This is a genomic window from Chryseobacterium oranimense, assembly GCF_900129755.1.
GTDB lineage: Bacteria > Bacteroidota > Bacteroidia > Flavobacteriales > Weeksellaceae > Chryseobacterium > Chryseobacterium oranimense.
Window position 1 is genome coordinate 1 of sequence record NZ_FQWT01000003.1, and the last position, 19,954, is coordinate 19,954.

At 37.1% G+C, this 19,954-nt stretch carries 17 protein-coding genes and 1 pseudogene; 10 read left to right on the forward strand and 8 right to left on the reverse strand.

Translation table 11 applies throughout. The annotated features are described in order from the left end of the window. The 4 genes and pseudogenes from BUB03_RS10470 to BUB03_RS10485 form a co-directional block, all read left to right on the forward strand. A pseudogene (locus tag BUB03_RS10470) lies at nucleotides 1–1,617 on the forward strand (DUF2723 domain-containing protein); the annotation flags it as partial. 89 nt (nucleotides 1,618–1,706) lie between these two features. Next, nucleotides 1,707–3,194 (forward strand): glycosyltransferase family protein, encoded by a 1,488-nt coding sequence (locus tag BUB03_RS10475; protein WP_073062798.1) that lies wholly within the window; start codon nucleotides 1,707–1,709, stop codon nucleotides 3,192–3,194. A gap of 28 nt (nucleotides 3,195–3,222) precedes the next feature. After that, on the forward strand, nucleotides 3,223–3,675 hold the full coding sequence (locus BUB03_RS10480; protein ID WP_073062800.1) for a GNAT family N-acetyltransferase: 453 nt from the start codon (nucleotides 3,223–3,225) through the stop codon (nucleotides 3,673–3,675). A 12-nt stretch (nucleotides 3,676–3,687) separates the two neighbouring features. Further along, nucleotides 3,688–4,215 (forward strand): DUF1697 domain-containing protein, encoded by a 528-nt coding sequence (locus tag BUB03_RS10485; RefSeq protein WP_073062801.1) that lies wholly within the window; start codon nucleotides 3,688–3,690, stop codon nucleotides 4,213–4,215. 57 nt (nucleotides 4,216–4,272) lie between these two features. On the opposite strand, the gene budA is transcribed toward BUB03_RS10485, so the two are convergent. The 3 genes from budA to BUB03_RS10500 all read right to left on the reverse strand — a co-directional run bounded on the left by budA (nucleotide 4,273) and on the right by BUB03_RS10500 (nucleotide 6,855). Next, nucleotides 4,273–5,097 (reverse strand): acetolactate decarboxylase, encoded by an 825-nt coding sequence (budA, locus tag BUB03_RS10490; protein WP_228417832.1) that lies wholly within the window; start codon nucleotides 5,095–5,097, stop codon nucleotides 4,273–4,275. 1 nt (nucleotide 5,098) lies between these two features. Then, nucleotides 5,099–5,881 carry an SDR family NAD(P)-dependent oxidoreductase gene (locus BUB03_RS10495; protein ID WP_073062803.1) on the reverse strand — a complete coding sequence of 261 codons (783 nt, stop codon included), beginning with the start codon at nucleotides 5,879–5,881 and terminating at the stop codon, nucleotides 5,099–5,101. A gap of 71 nt (nucleotides 5,882–5,952) precedes the next feature. Then, entirely contained in the window at nucleotides 5,953–6,855 is a 903-nt protein-coding gene (locus tag BUB03_RS10500) for a helix-turn-helix domain-containing protein (protein ID WP_040994973.1), read from the reverse strand. Nucleotides 6,856–6,975: 120 nt separating this feature from the next. Between BUB03_RS10500 and kdsA the strand changes: the two genes are divergently transcribed. From kdsA to BUB03_RS10525, 5 genes are all read left to right on the forward strand, one after another. Further along, on the forward strand, nucleotides 6,976–7,785 hold the full coding sequence (gene kdsA, locus BUB03_RS10505) for a 3-deoxy-8-phosphooctulonate synthase (protein ID WP_040994974.1): 810 nt from the start codon (nucleotides 6,976–6,978) through the stop codon (nucleotides 7,783–7,785). Nucleotides 7,786–7,961: 176 nt separating this feature from the next. Further along, on the forward strand, nucleotides 7,962–10,166 hold the full coding sequence (locus tag BUB03_RS10510; protein WP_040994976.1) for a TonB-dependent receptor plug domain-containing protein: 2,205 nt from the start codon (nucleotides 7,962–7,964) through the stop codon (nucleotides 10,164–10,166). A gap of 175 nt (nucleotides 10,167–10,341) precedes the next feature. Beyond that, the gene (locus BUB03_RS10515; RefSeq protein WP_040994978.1) at nucleotides 10,342–10,722 is read left to right on the forward strand and encodes an HYC_CC_PP family protein; all 381 of its coding nucleotides are present in this window, start codon (nucleotides 10,342–10,344) and stop codon (nucleotides 10,720–10,722) included. 115 nt (nucleotides 10,723–10,837) lie between these two features. Then, entirely contained in the window at nucleotides 10,838–11,311 is a 474-nt protein-coding gene (locus BUB03_RS10520; RefSeq protein ID WP_040994979.1) for a DUF3347 domain-containing protein, read from the forward strand. Nucleotides 11,312–11,399: 88 nt separating this feature from the next. After that, nucleotides 11,400–14,186, forward strand: a complete 2,787-nt coding sequence (locus BUB03_RS10525) for a multicopper oxidase domain-containing protein (RefSeq protein ID WP_228417833.1) — start codon at nucleotides 11,400–11,402, stop codon at nucleotides 14,184–14,186. A gap of 59 nt (nucleotides 14,187–14,245) precedes the next feature. Here BUB03_RS10525 and BUB03_RS10530 read toward each other — a convergent pair whose 3' ends face one another. Both BUB03_RS10530 and BUB03_RS10535 read right to left on the reverse strand, forming a co-directional pair. Beyond that, nucleotides 14,246–15,007, reverse strand: a complete 762-nt coding sequence (locus BUB03_RS10530) for a lipopolysaccharide kinase InaA family protein (protein WP_040994983.1) — start codon at nucleotides 15,005–15,007, stop codon at nucleotides 14,246–14,248. A 72-nt stretch (nucleotides 15,008–15,079) separates the two neighbouring features. Next, nucleotides 15,080–16,120 carry a glycosyltransferase family 9 protein gene (locus BUB03_RS10535; protein WP_073062804.1) on the reverse strand — a complete coding sequence of 347 codons (1,041 nt, stop codon included), beginning with the start codon at nucleotides 16,118–16,120 and terminating at the stop codon, nucleotides 15,080–15,082. Between the two features lie 430 nt (nucleotides 16,121–16,550). Between BUB03_RS10535 and BUB03_RS10540 the strand changes: the two genes are divergently transcribed. Continuing rightward, complete coding sequence (locus BUB03_RS10540) at nucleotides 16,551–17,117, forward strand: hypothetical protein (RefSeq protein ID WP_073062806.1); 567 nt, start codon at nucleotides 16,551–16,553, stop codon at nucleotides 17,115–17,117. A gap of 112 nt (nucleotides 17,118–17,229) precedes the next feature. On the opposite strand, the gene BUB03_RS10545 is transcribed toward BUB03_RS10540, so the two are convergent. The 3 genes from BUB03_RS10545 to BUB03_RS10555 form a co-directional block, all read right to left on the reverse strand. Further along, nucleotides 17,230–17,823: a hypothetical protein gene (locus BUB03_RS10545; protein ID WP_073062807.1), complete on the reverse strand. Its 594-nt coding sequence runs from the start codon at nucleotides 17,821–17,823 to the stop codon at nucleotides 17,230–17,232. A gap of 171 nt (nucleotides 17,824–17,994) precedes the next feature. After that, the gene (locus BUB03_RS10550) at nucleotides 17,995–18,861 is read right to left on the reverse strand and encodes a sigma-70 family RNA polymerase sigma factor (protein WP_002979276.1); all 867 of its coding nucleotides are present in this window, start codon (nucleotides 18,859–18,861) and stop codon (nucleotides 17,995–17,997) included. A 257-nt stretch (nucleotides 18,862–19,118) separates the two neighbouring features. Continuing rightward, a complete protein-coding gene (locus BUB03_RS10555; protein WP_040995004.1) occupies nucleotides 19,119–19,910 on the reverse strand; it encodes a S1/P1 nuclease in 792 nt (263 codons plus the stop codon). Between the last annotated feature and the right edge of the window lie 44 nt (nucleotides 19,911–19,954).

A 19,954-nucleotide genomic window follows, 5' to 3' on the forward strand; every position in this document is an offset into this window, starting at 1 on the left:
GCAGCTATTTTATGGTTTATCCAGTCAAAAGTAAAATCCAATGGAGCGAATATTGCTCTGGGAGTAGTTTTATTAGGAGTTCCTTTTATGATGGGCTTTCAGAACTACAATGTACACGACAGAAGCAACAGGTATACAGCTTATGATTATGCCTACTCAGTATTAAAATCACTTCCTAAAAATGATATCTTATTTGTTTATGGAGATAATGATACTTACCCTGTGTGGGCTATCCAGGAAACGGAAAGATTCAGAGATGATGTAAAGGTGGTTAACTTTACCCTTGCTTCGACTCCATGGAATTTAGATCAGATTAAAAGAAAAACATATAACGCAGCAGGAATTCCTAGTGAGCTGACTCACGAAGATTACAGAGACGGTGTTAATGACCAGATCTATATGATGAAAAAAGAAGACTGGGAAGGAGTTTTCTCTATGCTGAAAGAACAAGGTGTTCCTGATACTCAATTTGGAGCCTTTAGAAAATATCTGACACAGGATTCACTGACATTGAAAGAAGCTATTGATTTTATCAAATTCAAATCTCCTGAAAAAGATGAGCTTTTAAAAATGTACTTCGGAGAAGAGAAGTATGAGAAATACAACATTCTTCCGGTAAATAAGTTCATTCTTCCTGTTAACAAAGAAAATGCTTTAAAAGCTGGAATCATCAACCAGGCAGACCTTCCGAATGTAGTAAACCAGATCATGATTACTTACAAAGGAAACACCCTTTATAAAAATAATCTGATCCTAATGGATATGCTGGCTAATTTCGACTGGAAACGTCCGGTTAACTTCTCATCAGGAGGAATTTACGACAGCGAAAATATCTTTTATCTTGACGAATACCTTCAGTTTGACGGATTCAGCTACAGACTGGTTCCTATCCACACCACCCAGAATGCAGACGGAGATATGGGTAGAGTAGATACCAATTCTTTATATAATGTAGTGAAAAACTTCAGATGGGGGAACTTTAAAGATCTGAACGCTCACTTTGATGAAACTGCCACTTCCAATATCATGAGCTACAGAATGTCAGCAAGCAGAGCAGCTTCAGCATTGGCATTAAGCGGACAGAAAGCTAAAGCCATAGAATTGCTGGATCTTGCATCAAAAGAAATTCCTGCTGAAAAATACAATGATCCGCGTTCATTAAGTGCTATGGTAACCGGATATATTATTGCAGGCCAGGAGAAAAAAGGACTTCAGCTGGCAGAAATTCTTAAAAAAGGTATTTTTGATGAATATGATTATTATTTGAGCCTTGCTCCGGCTGATCAGAGTTTTGCCAGAAGGCAGATGAGATCGAAGCCAATGGAATATTCTCTGGTAGTAAGTGCCGTTACAGACGCTTACAAGAAACTGGGTCAGAATGAAAAAGCCTATGCTTATCTTGTAAAATCCATAGAGCCGATTGATAAAAAGTTCAATGCTTTCATCAAGGATCTTCAGCAGATGGGTAAAGAAAAAGCAAGGAACGAATCTGAAAAAGTACAGAAGATTACTCCTTTCTACCAATACCTGTTTGATGTGATGGAACCTTACGATTCTACTTATTCCAAAGAGAAAGAGGATCAGATTACCACAGCAATTATCAAAGCAACACAATAATAGCTCACAAAAACGGAACTTCGGTTCCGTTTTTTTGTTATTGGGTTTCATCAATTTTAAGATTATATTTGTGGAACTAAAAATGCGTGATGGCAAAAAATAAAAATAACAGGCTCCCAATCTATGCTGTAATTTTTACGGTAACTTTTAAACTTCTCTTTTTACTGACCCATTATATCCAGGAAGATGCATTTATTACCTGGAGAGTAGCTCAGAATCTGCTGGATTATGGAGTGATAGGATTCAATGGTGAGACCAAAATTTCGGCTTCTACCACCCATCTTTATGTTTTTGTATCTTATTTTTTTAACCTTATTTTCGGGAAAGAACATTTTGTTGAACCACTACTGATTTTTAATTCCATTCTTTTTACAATAGGAACATTGTTTCTTGCCCATCTTACCCTTAAAAATCCGTGGCATAAAGCTGTTTTTATATTTTTAGTAGGCATATTGCCGCCCTCAATCAAGATTTCCATACTGGGAATGGAATACGGAATTCTTTTCTTCCTTGAAATGGCCCTGCTGTATTACGGTTTCAGCAAAGGCAAAAAGTGGGCGCTTATTCTTCTGCCTGTTTTGATTATGTTTACAAGGATCGATACCATTATTTTCCTGGGAATTGTATTTCTTGTCGATGCTTTTTGGAACAGAAAAATCAGATGGAATTATGTTTTCGGAGGAATTCTGGGTCTTATATGGACGCTTTCCTTCAACTGGCTCTATTTCGGAGAATTGGTCAATAATACCATCGTTGCTAAAAAGCTTCTTTACGAACACCATTTTACCTTTGCTCAAAATCTCAAATATTTCTTTATAAGCTTCGGAAATTTCTGGGGAATGCTGAAACTTCCCGGAAACTTCAATCCGGTGACAATCATTATCCTTATTTTTGAGTTGCTGTGTTTTATTTATCTTATAAGACAGAGAGATAAGAGAAATTATTTTTTATGGATGATCTTTATTTTCGGATGGGCAAAACAGATTATTTTTATCTCTCAAAAAAGCTTATTTGATTGGTATTACTGGGTTCCACAGCTTTTACTTTTCGTTCCGGTCCTTATTTTTGTTTTGGAGCAGAAAGAGAAAAGGAATGTGTGGCTGTCTCTTCTTGTGGTGTTTTATATTCTTCCAATGACTCTTTTCCAGACCATACATTCTATTGCGACAGGGAACGGGGAGTGGAATTACCGCAGAAAGATCGGATTGTTTCTTAATACTTACGAAAAAGACAAAAATCAATGGATACTTCTCGAACCCGCTGGTTACGTACCCTATTTTTCAGGGTTAAAAGCGATTGATGAAGTAGGATTGGTTGACAAACAGATCCAAACCGAAATAAAGAAAGATAAGCCTCATTACTGGATCAATACTGTGAAAAACAGAAAACCGAAATACCTTCTTTCCTATAAAAACCTCTTTGAAGGAGACGATACAGAATACTATCAGACTCATTACCAGCTTCTGAAAGAATTCAGAATAAAAGACCACCTGAAAAGTGACAGTAAAATCTTAGAAAAAATCTACCATTTTAAGCCTTCAGGAACAGATTATAATTTATATGTCAGGATAAAATAATTTTTTATTAATTAAAAAGGTTTTAATAATGTTTAGTAGTATTGATTATAAAATTAGAAGAATAAACGAAAGTGATTTAGAAGAAATCGCAAATCTTTATATGCTTTTTTGGAATGATAGAATGAATCTTCCTAAGATGAAACAGAAATTGGCCGAGCTCTCGAAAAACTCAAATTACATTTTTCTTTGTGCCGAAAAAGAGGGAGAAGTAATTGGAACCATACAGGGAATTATTTGCGAAGAACTTTATGGAGAATGTGTACCATTTTTAGTGATGGAAAATTTTATAGTTCACGAAGATTATAGGGCAAGAGGAGTTGGGCGAAACTTATTGAACGAGCTTGAGAAAATTGGAAAAGAAAATAATTGTTCGCAAATAATTTTTATAACAGAAACTGATAGAGAGGAAACCGTAAAATTTTATGAAAAAGTCGGATTTAACTCTGAATCACATAAAGGATTTAAAAAATCGCTAAAATAATAATTGAAGACTATGAAATACTGTGCTTTTCTCCGCGGCGTAAACGTAAAAGGAACCAATATGAAAATGGCCGATGTGTGCCAGGTTTTTAAAGAAGCAGGAATGCAGGACGTAAGCTCAGTACTGGCTTCAGGAAATATTGTTTTTTCTTCTGATAAAAATGCCGGTGAACTCAGGATAATTTTAGAGAAGGCGATGTCTGATCATTTTTCTTATGAAGCATTTTTATTTATTAAGTCTCAGGAAGAAACTCAGGTCTTCTGGGACAGCATTCCCTTTGAAAAAAATAATGATCTGCATATATATGCTTTTGTAGGAAATCCCGGAGTGGAAAATGTCCTGATGACAGAATTTGAAGCTGCTTCCAAAGCTGAAAACGAAAAAGCATTGATTATCAAAGACATATTTTACTGGCAGGTTCCAAAAGGAAATACACTGGATTCCTCTTTTGGAAAGGTTTTAGGTAAAAAGAGTCTTAAAGATCAGTTCACCAGCCGGAATATCAATACTTTTGAGAAGATTTTGAAGAAAATGAATTAAAAAAACAGGTTTCATTATAGTAAAACCTGCTTTTCAATATTTACAATCTATTTTGGACTATTTTCCCTGTTCCAGAAGCTCAAGGGATTCATTATTTTTTGTTTCAAATTGAAAATTCCGGAAATCTTTATCTTTTGGTGTTTCCAGTCTGAAGCTTTCTAGGGGTGCTATTTCTGTTTTCAAATTTTCACCTTCAAAATCCAGCACATGTCCACCATTTTTTTTGTCTGATGAAATAAAATGGAAGTGAAACCCTTTGATATTGATTCCGTTTAAATATTCAGGAAGATAAAAACCAACCAGCGTACCTTCAGTATTTGAAAAATCAAAGGTCTTTTGCCTGTCAGCAATAGAAGTGAGGATAGGAAAGGGTTCTTTTTCCACGGGAGGAAAAGCCCTGGTCTTCATATGAGTAAACTTTCTTGTTATTTTAATGGCAAACATTGTATTTGTACCTGGCAGAACTTCACTTATTTCCTGAAGAGCTTTCTGATAATTTACTTTATTTTTAAGGGTGAAAATATGATCCGGCTGGAAGAACGTTACAAAAGCCAGAGATGACTTAAACTGATCATCAGGGGTAACGGTTTGCCCGGTAGCCTTTGTCTGGTATACTTGTCCGTCCAGTATGGTAAGCTCTCCGTCCAGCATATCAGGTGCTCCCAGACCGAAGTCACCTTTTAACTTTAAATTCCTGAGCGAAAGAGTTCCCTTATAAAGCCCGCCTATAAATGCATCAGCAATTCCATGTTGATAGAGTTCGTTGTATTTCATTGGATGATCCGTTGTGGTATTTTTAAGTGAAGAATTACTATTATCCGTCTGTTGGGCATTGAAGTGACTACTTGCTGCCCATAAAATGAAATAAAAGATATTTTTCATTTTATCGCTGTCCTGCTATTGCCAAACCTCCGTCTACCAGGATACTTTCGCCCATCACAAAAGAGGCTGCAGGGCTGCTTAGCCATACAACCAGCTCCGCTACTTCTTCAGGAGCGGCAAAACGTCCTACCGGAGCATGCTTTTTAAACGGTTCTATGGCTTCTTCAGCATTTTCTCCCGGAAAAAATCTGTCAAACATTGGAGTACGGATATATCCCGGCTGAATATTATTGATACGGATGCCTTCGGATGCTGTTTCAACGGTCAGGGCCTTTGTAAGCCCGTCTACTGCAGCTTTACTTGCTGAATAAACTGACGATCCGTAAGATGCTCCTCTGGCCAGCCACGAAGAGGTGTTGACAATTGCTCCGCCGGTTCCCTGCTTTTTAAACTGTTCAATTTCGTATTTACAGGACAGCCAGATACCTTTGGTATTGATATTCATGACCCTGTCAAATTCTTCCTCAGAGGTATTGTCAATACTTGAAAACTGTCCTTCAATGCCTGCATTATTGAATGCGATATCCAGTTTTCCGAAATGCCTCATGGTTTCATTGATCAGATGCTGAACCTGATCACTTTTTGAGACATCAGTCTGTACAAAATGTACTGTCTGATCTATAGTACGCAGTGTTTCCAAAGCATCATTTCCCTGTTGCTCCCTGCGGCCGGCAATAACCACCTGTGCGCCGTTTGTTAAAAATGATTTTGCAGCGGCAAGCCCGATACCTGTCGTACCTCCCGTAATGAGTACTGTTTTTCCTTGAAAAGTAGGATGTGTCATAATTCGTTATTTAGAATGACACAAAGTTCGCCTGTACTGCTATAGAATAATTATGCAGAACAAATCAAAGATTATGATTTGGAAAGAATTCTTTTTCTGAACTGATTGGGAGAATCTCCGGTCTTTTTCTTGAAAGAAATAATGAAATTGGAAGAATGTTCGAATCCCAGGGAATAAGCAATCTCACTCACACTCCGGTTGCTGAACTGTAATAATGATTTTGCTTCTTTGATGATCCGTCCGTTAATCCATTCTGAGGTTGTTTTTCCTGTTGTTTCTTTGAGTGCTTTATTCAGGTGGTTGGTGTGTATATTCAGCTGTGTGGCAAATTCATTTGCATTTTTCAATAGTATAATATTATTCTGGCTAACCGGAAACTGATGCTCCAGCAGCTCTAAAAACAAAGTGCTGATGCGTTCGGCAGCGTTCGAATGCTGACCATACGTTTGAGGCGGCTGCATTTTCATTGCCTCATGCATAATGATTTGTATGTAATTTCTGAGAAGGCTGTACTTATTGTCATAATCCGAATGGACTTCTTTCAGCATATTTTCATAGAGGTTTTTCAACAGCCGTACACTGTTTTCATCCGGAAAAAAGACATGATCTCCGCCTGCTTTAAACAAAGGAGATTGAGATAAACTTTCATTTTTAAGTTCCTGGCTTACAAATTCCTCTGTAAAAAGGCAGAAATAGCCCGTCTGTACTGAAGATTCAGGTTCCCAGGAATAGGGAATCAGCGGATTGAGAAATACAATAGAAGGCCTGTCGATCCTGATGAACTTATCAGCATAGCTTAATATTCCCGTTCCTTCGCACATCATTGATATTTTATAAAAATCTCTGCGGTAAACAGGTTTTAAACTTTTGCTGCACTCAAAATCCTCTCTGCGGTAGACATTGCATTGAGCATACTGATCATGCTCTCTTCCGTGCAGATCATAAAATTCTTCCAAAGTTTCTCTCGCTTTCATAGTATAAAGTTATAAAATAATAAAATACAGCCGGTGATCAGGAATGGTTAAAGCCCTCAAATAATTTTCGATTATGAAACTTTATAAGTATTTTTACTGAACTTTTTAATTGAAATAAAAATGATCCAGTATTTAGATAATATCCAACACAAAGATTCAAAAAACTTTTTCCTTATTGCCGGCCCATGCATCATTGAAGGTGAAGACATGGCCCTTAGAATTGCAGAAAAAGTAATCAGCTTAACAGACAAATACAATATTCCATATATTTTCAAAGGAAGCTTTAAAAAAGCCAACAGAAGCCGTGTGGATTCTTTTACAACCATCGGTGAAGAAAAATCCCTTGAAATTCTTAAAAAAGTAGGAGAGACCTTTAATATTCCTACGACCACGGATATTCATGAAAATGAGCATGCAGCTTTAGCTGCGCAATATGTTGATGTGCTTCAGATTCCTGCTTTTTTGGTTCGTCAGACCGATCTTTTGGTCGCTGCAGCGGAAACCGGAAAATGCGTAACCCTGAAAAAAGGACAGTTCCTTTCTCCTGAATCCATGAAATTTGCCGTTCAGAAAATTACGGATTCCAATAACCAGAAAGTAGCTATTATTGAAAGAGGAAATTCTTTCGGATATACGGATCTTATTGTAGATTACAGAGGTATTCCTACGATGAGGGAATATGCACCGGTGATTTTAGACGTTACCCATTCATTACAGCAGCCTAACCAAAGCTCCGGCGTTACAGGTGGAAGACCTGATCTTATAGAAACCATAGCCAAAGCAGGAATTGCTGTAGGAGCAGACGGAATTTTCATCGAAACCCATCCTACACCGGAAACTGCTTTGTCCGACGGAGCCAACATGCTAAGATTGGATTTACTGGAAGATTTGTTGCAAAAATTAACAAGAGTTAGAGAATCAATTTTATAATTTATTAAAGCTTATTTAAATTCAAAAATTACTTTCCGGATGTAATATTGAAAAGAAAATCATAAAAATACTGTATTTTTATGATTTTAACTTTTTAGATTCGAAATGTTAAATAAAGTTTAAATAAGTTAAAATAAAATTTATATATTCACGTTTGAAATTTTAAAGCATTTCTTTTGAAAAAACTAGTTTTACCGTTGAGCCTTATGGTTCCCATGCTTATTTTCTCTCAAAACAGAAAAAGAGATACGGCAGATAAAGTAACCGATATTGAGGAAGTCGTTTTCCAGAAAAAAGTTGTCGGAAAAACGAACGACATTACCAATGTCAAAATTTCAGCAAAGGACGCTAAAGGAGCTGCTACCATAAGCGGAGGAATTGAAGGTCTTCTTAAAACACTTCCTTCCGTAAACTCCAATACCGAGCTGTCTTCACAATATATGGTACGTGGCGGAAACTATGACGAAAACCTTATCTACATTAACGATATTGAGATCTACAGACCTTTCCTGATCAGAAATTCACAGCAGGAAGGGATGAGTATTATTAATCCTGATATGGTTTCGACGGTCAACTTCTCTGCCGGAGGATTTGAACCGAAATATGGCGATAAAATGTCTTCTGCATTGAATATTTATTACCGCGAACCTGAAAAATTTGAACTTTCAGGAGAGGCCAGTTTAATCGGTGGAAGATTGACAGCAGGTTTAGCATCAAAAAATAAAAAGCTGACCGCTTTGTTTTCAGGTAGATACAGAAATACCAACCTTGTTCTGAATACCCTGAATGAGGATACAGATTTCAACCCGACTTACTGGGATTTCCAGTCGTACATCAATTATCATCTCAGCGATAAATTCTCCATGTCATTCATCGGGTATTATTCCAAGAATGATTATGAAATGGTTCCGAAGGCTAAGAGTGTAACTTTCGGGAGCCTTCAGCAGCCGATTACGGTCAATATTGGCTATGGCGGAAAGGAACAGGATATGTACAAAAACATGATGGGAACTTTCTCCCTGAACTTTAAGCCTTCAGATCAGTGGAAATTTACATTGGATAGTTTTGCCTACCAGAACAGGGAAAAAGAATATTATTCTATCGCTTCAAGCTATGAGATCCAGACTTTTGATCCCATAACAGGAGATCCGGTCCCTTCTTTTGATGGAGGAGGACAGATAGAGCATGCCAGAAACGACCTGTTTGTAAGAACTTACGGAACGCAGTTCAGAGCAAAATTTTCTCCCAATATCAATACGGACATAGAAGTAGGAGTTAAATATGAAAAAGAAAACCTGAGTGATAATACCAACGAATGGAAACTGGTAGACTCCTCAGGATACAGTATTCCGCGTCCTATTGACGATCCGAGAACCGGAGAATCAGGAGACCTGGAACTGTTCTATCAGATTGCCGGGAAAAATAAAATAGAACCTTCAAGACTTTCCGCATATGCCCAGTATTCCCAGAAATTCTACTGGGGAGCCAGTAAAGTATTTGTTAATGCAGGAGCCAGGGTTTCCAACTGGAGCTTTAATAAGGAAACGATTTTTTCGCCAAGATTCCAGTTTGCCATAAAGCCTGATTGGGATTCCGATATGCTCTTCAAGCTTTCGGGAGGAATCTATTACCAGGCGCCTTTCTATAAAGAAATCAAAGATCTTGACGGAAACTTTAATTCCAATATAAAATCTCAGCGGTCCATGCAGCTGATCCTTGGTCACGACTATGAATTCTATATGTACGACAGACCGTTTAAGCTGACTACGGAAGCCTATTACAAGAAAATGGATGATTTGATTCCTTACTATATGGATAACGTAAGAATCCGCTATTCAGGGCAAAATAATGCTTCAGGATATGCGTATGGAATTGATACCAGATTATTCGGGGAATTTGTTCCGGGGGTAGATTCATGGCTATCTGCAAGTTATGCCAGAGTCTATGAAAATATTGACGGGAGAGGAAATATTCCGAGACCTACCGACCAGAGATTCAGGTTTGCCATGTTCTATCAGGATTATATGCCGAAATTCCCTTCTATGCGTGTCAACCTTACTTTGGTATATGCCATGGGACTTCCGAACGGAGCGCCTGTTTTTACTGATCCTTATCAGTATCAGAGAACTTTACCTGCTTATAAAAGAGTGGATTTAGGGCTTTCAAAAGTGTTTATTGATTCCAAAGACAAGAAAAAACGTTACGGTTTCTGGGGTAATTTTGAGGAGTTAACCCTGGGAGTTCAGGTTTTCAATGCATTTAATATTAATAATACAGTGGCTAATCAGTGGATCACCGATTATAATTCAAGTGTAATGTACCCGGTTCCGGTACGTCTTACAGGACGTTTCTTCAATGTAAAACTTGAATTCAAACTTTAGAATAGAAATTAGTTGATAACTCAAAAATAAAATCTGCTCAATCTGCAAAATCAGTGAGAGAATAGAAAAAAAAGCTTCTGAAATTTTCAGAAGCTTTTATTTTGCTGAATTTTATAACAAGTATACAGAATTTTATAACACAGGTTTCAGGGATATTTTTAACTTTGTCCTATCAATGAAAAAGATTCTTGCCATATTATTCTCTGTTTTCTACTTCGGATTCTCTTCCGGAGCAGCTTTCAGTGTACATTTCTGTATGGAGGAATTTGTTTCCGTAAGTCAGAAAACCACTGATATATGTGGGAAATGTGGTGTTAAAGAAAAAAAAGGATGCTGTAAAACCGAGATTAAAGTTGTAAAAGTAGATGATTCCCAGAAATCGGATTTGCTTAAGATCGACTTTTCAAACCAGATTGCCCCAACATTTATACAGCACGAATTTTTCTTTATAGACAAGTCTTTTTCAGCTTCAAAATTTACCCAGATAAAAATCAACGGTCCGCCCGAATACAGGCCGGTTCCTATTTATATCAATCATTGTAATTTTAGAATTTAAAAACCGTCCGTTGTCTGGTGTAATCAGATGATTGCGCTTTTGCTGGCAACAGGTTTCCACGCATTATGCGTTTCTATTATTCTTTATTAAAAAATTAATTCTAAAATTTAAAACAATGAAAAAGTATATCATTACAGCAGCATTCTCTTTATTCTCTATTATTTCACTTTCTGCACAGTCTAAAAAAGATGCGCAGGTTTCAAAACTGTACCAGAATTATATTGCCATTAAAGCTGCTTTGGCTTCCGATGATGCAGATACAACTTCAAAAGCGGCAGCAGAATTCATTAAAACAGCCTCAACTATTGATTACAAATCCGTTTCGGAAGGAAATCTGAATATTTTAAGAAAAGATGCCACAGTAATTTCTGATGCAAGAGACATTACAGCGCAAAGAGAAACATTTTCCAACCTTTCCGAGAACATGATTGCTCTGACAAAAGAGTTTAAACTTTCGGAAAAGCCGGTTTATGTACAGTATTGCCCAATGGCAGATTCAAGCTGGTTAAGCGACGAAAAACAAATCCTGAATCCATACTACGGAAAATCTATGCTTTCTTGCGGAAGTGTAAAGTCTGAAATAAAATAATTATTGTATTTCATTTTAAAACAATGGATTGTATAGCTTAATCTATAATTTTATTTAAGCTGTACATCTTTTAAAAGTTCAGAGTATTATGAAAAAAATAATCATGTTTCTGATGCTTTTGTTTACTGTTTTTTCTTTCGCCCAAGCAACGAAAACTTATTATACCTGTCCAATGCATCCTGAGGTAGTTTCTTCAAAACCCGGAGACTGTCCCAAATGCAAAATGACTCTGGTAAAGAAAACTGTTGTGGTAAAACCGAAAGTCACGGCACAGCCACAGCCGAAAGCTGAACCTAAAACAGTACAGAAAGCAACAGAGGTTAAGCCTAAAATAAAGAAAACAAAAATTCAGACTAAAGTTAATCCAAGTCCCAAAGCAACAGAAGTTAAAAGAGATAAAGCTGAAATAAAATCTCCGAAAACAACTTTGCCTCAGGCACAGCCTGTTTACACTTGTCCCATGCATCCGGAAGTCACCTCTGGAAAACCCGGGAAATGCCCGAAATGTGGAATGGAACTGATAGAAAAGGAAAGCAAACAGTCCGTCCTGGCAGAAAAGCCGGAAACAGGTCATACTGCATTCAAAAGAAATTCTGAAAACGGGAAAGTTACTTTTGGAGGCAAAACTGTAAGGTATGATCTGTATGTAAAAGATACCATCGTTAATTTTACAGGAAAAAACCGCAGAGCCATTGCCATTAACGGGAAATTGCAGGCACCGACTTTATATTTTACGGAAGGGGATACTGCTGAGATTTATCTTCACAATATGCTTAAGGAGAATACAGGGCTTCACTGGCATGGTGTGATTCTTCCCAATGAACATGATGGCGTTCCTTACCTTACCACAAAACCTGTAACACCCGGAGAAACACATTTATATAAGTTCAGGGTATCCCAGAATGGGACTTATTGGTACCATTCCCACGAGGCTCTGCAGGAACAGATTGGGATGAATGGTATTTTGGTGTTCAACAAAAGAGAAGGTGAGCCCAAACCCGTTTATACGAAAGAAATCCCTGTATTACTGGGTGATTGGAGCGATGAAGACCCTATGCAGATCGCAAGAAGGCTTCATATGGCCAATACAGACTGGTATGCCATCAAAAAAAATGCAGTACAAAGTTACTGGGAGGCGATCAAATCCGGAAATTTCGGGACAAAAGCCCTGAATGAATGGAAAAGAATGGAAGCCATGGATGTAAGTGATGTTTACTATGACAAATTCCTGATCAACGGACTTCCAAGCTCTGATTATTCCAATCTGAAAGCGGGAGATAAGGTAAGGCTAAGAGTGGCCAACGGCGGTTCATCCACGTATTTTTGGCTGAATTACGGAGGCGGAAAAATAAAAGTGGTTGGAAATGACGGAAATGATGTAGTTCCGGTAGAAGTTGACCGTCTTATCATCGGAGTTTCCGAAACTTATGATATCGAGGTAACAATTCCCGAAAATAAAAGCTTTGAATTCCGTTCCACATCAGAAGACAGGGTAGGACATGCCTCATTATGGCTGGGTTCCGGTGAAAAAGTAGAAGCGCCAACCTTGCCTCGGCTTATGCTGTTTGAGGGAATGAAAATGATGAACGGAATGATGGAAATGAGCGGGAATATGAAGCCTATGAACATGACAATGGGGAACCAGATGATGGATATGAATGAAGTAATGTACCCCGAACTTCCTGAAAGCCAGAGAAAAATGACCATGAAGCATATGAATGAGATGATGGGAGTTAAAACCAAGGAAGAAGATCATTCAAAAATGACTTCGGGAGCTTCAACAACAGGGCATGAAAATCATGCAGGAATGGGTATGAAGGAAGAAAAGCCGATCAAAAGGCTATCGTACAATCTTTTAAAATCTCCTGAAAAGACCATTCTGCCCGGAGAAAATGTAAGAGAACTCAAATTTACCCTTGAAGGAAACATGAACCATTATCTGTGGACACTGGACAATAAAACAGTAACTGAAACAGATAAAATTCTTGTAAAGAAAGGGGAGATCCTGAGAATTACCATGTACAATAACTCAATGATGCGCCATCCGATGCACCTTCACGGTCATGATTTCAGGCTGATCAATTCAAAAGGAGAATACTCCCCGCTGAAAAATGTAGTGGATATCATGCCGATGGAAACCAACACAATTGAATTTGCTGCCAACCAGGACGGTGACTGGTTTTTTCACTGTCATATTTTATACCATATGATGGCCGGAATGGGAAGAATATTCAGCTATGAAAATTCAAAACCCAACCCGCAGCTGCCGGACAGGAAACTGGCCTGGAAAAACTTCCTGAAAGACAATCGAATGATCAGCTCAATGGCTATGCTGGATGTTGCCAGCAATAAGCTGCATGCTGAAACGATGACGATGTTCGGACCGAGATGGGCCAACCTGAACGAGTTTCATTCCAACTGGGATTTTGATCATTTTGAAGGAAATGTAAAAGTGGGAAGATTTCTGGGCAAATTCCAATGGGCGCTTCCATATGCCGGTTTCAGGATTCAGAAAAATCATGAGATCATGGAGCGCCAGATGACAGAAGATATGGGAATGAAATTCCGTGGTAAAAAGACCTGGTTCGGACAGCAGAAAGCTTCAAAAGATCAATATGCTTTCATGGTTGGGGTACAGTATCTTTTGCCGATGCTGATAACGGCTGATGCCAGTGTGGATCAGAATGGAAAAGTGCTCCTTGAGTTAAGCAGGGAAGATATTCCGATTTCCAGAAGAATAAGAGGAAATTTTAGCCTCAATTCTGACGGGGAATTTTCAACCGGTTTAAGGTATATTTTACAAAAATGGTTATCCGTTTCAGGAAATTATGATAATGAAATGGGCTGGGGAGCCGGACTTACTTTTACCTATTAATAAGAAGGTTGCCATTTTTTTGGCAACCTTTTATTTTATCCAGAATTCTATAAGCAGTACTATTTTAGAAAATATTTATAAAACTTCAACACTTTTTTTATTTTACGCTTAGTCTTTTGCCTGTTTGTAGCTTTAATAATTTGTTTCAGACATTGTTCCTGGGATATTCCCGATAACAGTGAGTACTCCTTACATATAATTTGCAGGATTTCCGGATCATTGGTTAATCGCGAAAAATTTTTGAACCTGTCAGGAATTTCGAATCTGTCGTGAAAATTCATTCTGTTTAAGTCTACCAGAAAAAAGCGGTATTCATTGTCGACTTTCTTTATTAAAAAATTACCGGGAGAGTTATCAATGAATTCAATTCCCTGTTCATGTAACTGATAGATTAATAAAGTATATCCTTTAACAATTTCCTGCCAGTCTTCAAAGGAACTTCTGTTGAGAAATACATCCTCCAATGTAAACCCGTCTTCCAGCTGCTCGCTTATATAGTAACTGTTTGTTAACCCAATGCAGTCGTGAAATTCCACATAAGCGATAGGCTTCGGAGTATAGAAATTTTTAGAGATCAATAAATTAGCATACTCGAAAGAGCGTTTTGCTTTGGATTTCCGGTAAAATTTGTAAACATGTCTGTTAATTATATTATGCTGTTTAAATGATTTAAAATTAAGTGTCATATTGTTGATAATGATCCACTTTACAATATTTCTGGTTCCGGGCCCTATTAAGTTCCCTTCATTTTGAAAATTCTTTATAATACGGAGCACATCAGCTGCGTAATGGGCGTAATCTGTTGCAACGATAAGGTTCATAGTAACATTTGGGCAGTATTAATATATTCAAATTTCATTAAGTTCATGCGGCTTTATATTGGCCTGTAGTCATCATTGAAGTGCTTTTTTTATCAGATCTGATATTTCATTTTTATTGAGCTGGTTGGTATTTACGCTAAAGCTTTTATCATTGTAAGGCTTGTACATATTTTCATTGGTGACGGAAAATAAACCTAGCGTTGGCGTTCCTGATGCGCTTGCTAAATGCATCACTCCGTTATCAGCAGCGATAAAAATGCAGGTATTGGCAATAAATCCGCCCATTTCCCGGATATCGGTGCTGTAGAAAGTAGGTATTTTAAAATTTAATTTGGAAATATTTTCTACGGGCAGAAGCTCTACAAAGTTATAGTCAGGAAATTCAGATTGCAGATGATCATAAAAAGAGCCCCACCAGTTTTCGGAATAACATTTATCACCTGTAGCATTGGTAAACAGACAGATTGTTTTGTTGTTGTTATTGAAGATTTGAAATAGCTTTTTTTTACCATCCTCTATTTCATCCTGATCTAATTTTATATTTAAATAGGGTATTTTGCTTGTGTTTTCTTCAAATCCCAATTGCGTCAGGAATTTCCTCAGATTATATATCACATTTTTCGCTGAGTGCTCATAATCAGGATGTTTTAGATGAAGTTCCTCATCCCATTCGCTGTAAAATTTATATTTGGCATTGGCCAGCTTGGTGGATAGCTTTCCTGATGACGAGCCGTTTGTAGAATTAATCACCAGATCGTATTTTTTCCAACGCAGAGTAAACCAGCCACCTATATATTTAAACAAATTCTTAAATGGTTTTTTGGGAAGCTGGATAATCTGATCAACATTCCCATAGTTTTTGAAAACAGTGGGAGAGATACCTCCTTTTACAAACAGATCAATCCTGGCATTCGGAAACGAATTGGTAACCTCCTGAACAATGGGTGTAAGCAATAAAAGGTTTCCTAGTCTGTGATTTGGACGGGAAATTAATATTCTTTTTATCGTTGTGTTTTGGGCATGTACGGTAGAAGAGCTTGATTTGCCTATATTTTTTGTAATGCTGTGCATGAATTTTCTTCTGACGGCATTAAGTTTTTTCGGTACTTTCATATAAGACCAGGATATTTTATTTTGTTTTTGTCAGGATTAACGATTTTAAATAAAAAATATCAAATAGATTTTAATATATCTTTATTATTGATTTTTTATTAAATCTATTTAAAATATAAATCTATATTAACTGATGTTCATGTTAAAGTGATTTATTATATCTAATTTATAGACTAAACGTAAAAAATCCATATTTCAGTGATTGATAACGACTATATTTGAATTTTAAATTGTCAATGAGTTTTATTTTAATAGTATTCAATTGTTTGTGATATTTATTTTCAGCTATATTATTTAATTTTACTATTTATAAGAATTTGATTAAAATTTTATCAAAATAATTGCATAAAATCCAGTGCTACTGAAACGGATGCTGTAAAAAAAGTTTTACAGGGTTTCATAGTTCTATCCTAAGTATATAAAATCAATTATGGAAGAAAATCAAAACTTTGGTACGGAAGGGCTCAATTCTATGGAGCTAATGGATCAACTCAAGATCAAAACGGAATCTTTGTACAAAGAATTTCAAAGTCTGAGCTCCGGAGTATCCATTATGGATGAAAAGCTAAAACGAACAGAATATTTCGTAGAGCAAAATCTGAAAGAGCTTAAGGAAAAAGTTGGAAATGTAAAGGTTGGAATTTCTCCGGAAGATCTTCGGCAGCTTGAAACGTACAAAGATTATTTCAACCATTACAAGCCTCTTTTATATGTTTCCCTATTTGTTATTTTATCCGGGTGGGGACTTGGAATTTTCAGTGCTCTTTCAGGAGTGAAATGGTATAAGGAGAGTGTCCGGACGAAACAGGAAATAAGAACTGATGTGCTGCAGGAAATAAAGACACAGGGAAATATGATCATAGATACTCAAACATTCCTTAACTATAGGGAGCAGAGCGAGGCATTAAAGGCCTGGCAGAAATCAAATCCTAAGGAAAGTGAATCATTCACCAACTATTTCAAACAATATCAGAAATTGAATAAAGAAAAAAAATAATATTTTTGAGAAAATTGCCAACAAAAAAGCTGTCCAAAAAATGGACAGCTTTTTTATGAAACTACTGAACCTGTTACTTCTTTCGTATCTAGCAATTTGGTGGTGAAATCCATTACTTTATATTTTTCAGCTCACTCAGTAATTGATCCTGTTTCTTAATGAAGCTTTCCAGGTTGTCCGTTTTCATCGGGTGAGCATTCTGGTATTTTTCAATTTCGGGAAGCGCTTTCCTGATTTTGAACGCAGTGTACAGATTGGTGATGTGATCATTGTTTGTATTCACTTTGTTGATCAGCTCTTTTACTTTGCTTATTTTCTGGTTGTAATTGTCGGAGCTTATTTTGATTTCTTTTTCAAGCTGTTGTTTTAAAAGGGAATCTTTAACATTGGTAGCCTGAAAATGAGCATCCTGATAAAAGGACTCAGATTTATAGAGTATGTCCTCATAGGTTGCAAGAACCTTTCTGTTTTCTTCGTTAAGATTGACAAGCTTTTCGTCCAGTTCTTTAAGGTTTTTATCCTTTTTGATAAGTTCAGAATAAATTTTATCAATCATATTTTCATTACGGCCGCTTTCAAAAGAGCCTTTTAAAGAGGAATCTGTATCATCGACCGCATTCTCAGCAACGGTGGCATTTCCGGATTCGTTTTGTTTACAGGAAAGTATTGATAGGGCTAACGCAGAAGCAAAAAGGATTTTTTTCATAATGTTTAGATTGGTTTTGTTGGATTAGTTGAAGATAGTCTAAAGATTGTTACAGCTTTATTTTAAGTTTCCTCTTTTAGAAGTTTGAGAATGATTGATTCCGGATTTGGGCAGGCAAAAAAAAAACGGAGCCTGAAACCAGACTCCGCCTACATTGTTTTGCAATAAATTTTATTTACCTAAATAAGATTTCAGAATCTTACTTCTGGTATTATGTTTCAATCTCTTGATCGCTTTTTCTTTGATCTGACGAACTCTCTCTCTGGTAAGATCGAAAGTTTCACCGATTTCTTCTAAAGTCATCGGGTGTTTTCCGTTCAGTCCGAAGTATAATCTCACCAAATCCGCCTCTCTTGGAGTCAAAGTATTCAATGCTCTTTCAATCTCAATCTGAAGAGATTCAAGCATCAGATCTTTATCCGGACTTGGAGATTCACCTGAACGCAATACATCATAAAGATTAGAATCTTCACCTTCTACTAAAGGCGCATCCATAGACAGGTGTCTTCCGGAGTTTTTCATAGATTCTTTAATATCTTCCTCGCTCATATCAAGAACTTCAGCCAGTTCTTCCGGGGAAGGTGGTCTTTCGTTTTCCTGTTCCAGGTGAGCGTATGCTTTATTGATTTTGTTGATGGAACCAATCTTGTTCAAAGGAAGCCTTACAATTCTTGACTGCTCAGCTAAAGCCTGTAAAATTGACTGACGGATCCACCATACCGCGTAAGAGATAAATTTGAAACCTCTAGTTTCATCGTACCTTTTTGCTGCTTTCATCAGTCCTAAGTTACCTTCATTGATCAAATCGGGTAAAGAAAGACCTTGATTTTGGTATTGCTTGGATACGGAAACTACGAAACGAAGGTTGGCTTTGATTAATTTCTCCAGTGCTGCTCTGTCGCCTGCACGTATTCTTTGTGCCAATTCTACTTCTTCGTCCGCAGTGATCAGTTCCACTTTACCAATTTCCTGCAAATACTTGTCTAATGAAGCAGTTTCCCTGTTGGTTACCTGCTTAGTGATTTTTAATTGTCTCATCTATTTTTATCCTCAAAAAAGAGTTACTATATATTATACGTATGAAGTGGTAAAAAGGTTACACCAGTTTTAATTATTTTTTAAATTTAGGGGAGAACCCCAAAAATCAGTATAAAGAAACAGATTAAAACTTACAGAGTAATTTTAAACATTAAACATTAAACATTAAAAATGAAACGTCAAACAAAAAGCGAAACCGAAGTCCCGCTTTATTATTTCCGACAGGCTATCAACTGATAACCGGCAACCATTAACTATTAAAACAAATCATTCAACAGTTTGGCCAGTCTCAGGCCTCCGTAAAGAAGCTGTCTTTCCAGCGTATCATTGAATTTATACTGATAATCGAAAGATAATTTTGAATCGTTTGGCGTCTGGGCATAGATTTTATTGGCAATCTTATGGGAATCGTACAGCCAGTCTTCAACAGTTCCGGCCTGGATCTGCTTTACTTCGTCTTTGGATTTAATGTCTAAAAGTGTTGCATATTCCGTGTAGCTGTATTTCTGTGAATCTACCAGTTTTCCATCCCATACAGAATGAAGGTTGGTTTTATCCCCGAAATAAGTGACATTGATTTTGTTTCCGCCAAGATCTTCTGCACGGCCTACATGCAGAGGCTGTGCAAGGTCTCCCATGATATGAATAAGGAAAATCAGTGCAATTTTTCTGTCCTTTTCAGAGGTTTTTTCATCTTTAATCTGGCTGGACAAAGTATTAACCTGGGTATAAAGACTAGGACCCGCCTGCATTTTCAGCTTCTGGTCAAATGCTTTAAAGTCTGCCTGTGGGTCTACATTTACATAATGCCATGATGAAGCTTCCTTCCAGACACCGGTAGTATCAGATTTGATGAAATCCGGCCAGTTTGCCCAGTAGGCAAGGCGTTCTTTCCCCATTATTTTTCTTATTTCCCTTCTTGCCTTACCAGACAGGTGATTTTCTGCAATTTCTGCAATAATGCGGTGTCCCGTCAATCCCCATGCATAAGAATAAAGTGAAGATGAAATGAATGCTAAAATCAGAATTTTAGAATAAATACTTTTCATTATAAATAACATTTTACAAGCTGCAAAGATACGGACCGGTTTCC

Bases quoted from the DNA above. Each gene is read 5' to 3' on its own strand.
- BUB03_RS10475 (WP_073062798.1), top strand. From the start codon at position 1,707: ATGGCAAAAAATAAAAATAACAGGCTCCCAATCTATGCTGTAATTTTT.
- BUB03_RS10480 (WP_073062800.1), top strand. From the start codon at position 3,223: ATGTTTAGTAGTATTGATTATAAAATTAGAAGAATAAACGAAAGTGAT.
- BUB03_RS10485 (WP_073062801.1), top strand. From the start codon at position 3,688: ATGAAATACTGTGCTTTTCTCCGCGGCGTAAACGTAAAAGGAACCAAT.
- budA (WP_228417832.1), bottom strand. From the start codon at position 5,097: ATGAAAAATATCTTTTATTTCATTTTATGGGCAGCAAGTAGTCACTTC.
- BUB03_RS10495 (WP_073062803.1), bottom strand. From the start codon at position 5,881: ATGACACATCCTACTTTTCAAGGAAAAACAGTACTCATTACGGGAGGT.
- BUB03_RS10500 (WP_040994973.1), bottom strand. From the start codon at position 6,855: ATGAAAGCGAGAGAAACTTTGGAAGAATTTTATGATCTGCACGGAAGA.
- kdsA (WP_040994974.1), top strand. From the start codon at position 6,976: ATGATCCAGTATTTAGATAATATCCAACACAAAGATTCAAAAAACTTT.
- BUB03_RS10515 (WP_040994978.1), top strand. From the start codon at position 10,342: ATGAAAAAGATTCTTGCCATATTATTCTCTGTTTTCTACTTCGGATTC.
- BUB03_RS10520 (WP_040994979.1), top strand. From the start codon at position 10,838: ATGAAAAAGTATATCATTACAGCAGCATTCTCTTTATTCTCTATTATT.
- BUB03_RS10525 (WP_228417833.1), top strand. From the start codon at position 11,400: ATGAAAAAAATAATCATGTTTCTGATGCTTTTGTTTACTGTTTTTTCT.
- BUB03_RS10530 (WP_040994983.1), bottom strand. From the start codon at position 15,007: ATGAACCTTATCGTTGCAACAGATTACGCCCATTACGCAGCTGATGTG.
- BUB03_RS10535 (WP_073062804.1), bottom strand. From the start codon at position 16,120: ATGAAAGTACCGAAAAAACTTAATGCCGTCAGAAGAAAATTCATGCAC.
- BUB03_RS10540 (WP_073062806.1), top strand. From the start codon at position 16,551: ATGGAAGAAAATCAAAACTTTGGTACGGAAGGGCTCAATTCTATGGAG.
- BUB03_RS10545 (WP_073062807.1), bottom strand. From the start codon at position 17,823: ATGAAAAAAATCCTTTTTGCTTCTGCGTTAGCCCTATCAATACTTTCC.
- BUB03_RS10550 (WP_002979276.1), bottom strand. From the start codon at position 18,861: ATGAGACAATTAAAAATCACTAAGCAGGTAACCAACAGGGAAACTGCT.
- BUB03_RS10555 (WP_040995004.1), bottom strand. From the start codon at position 19,910: ATGAAAAGTATTTATTCTAAAATTCTGATTTTAGCATTCATTTCATCT.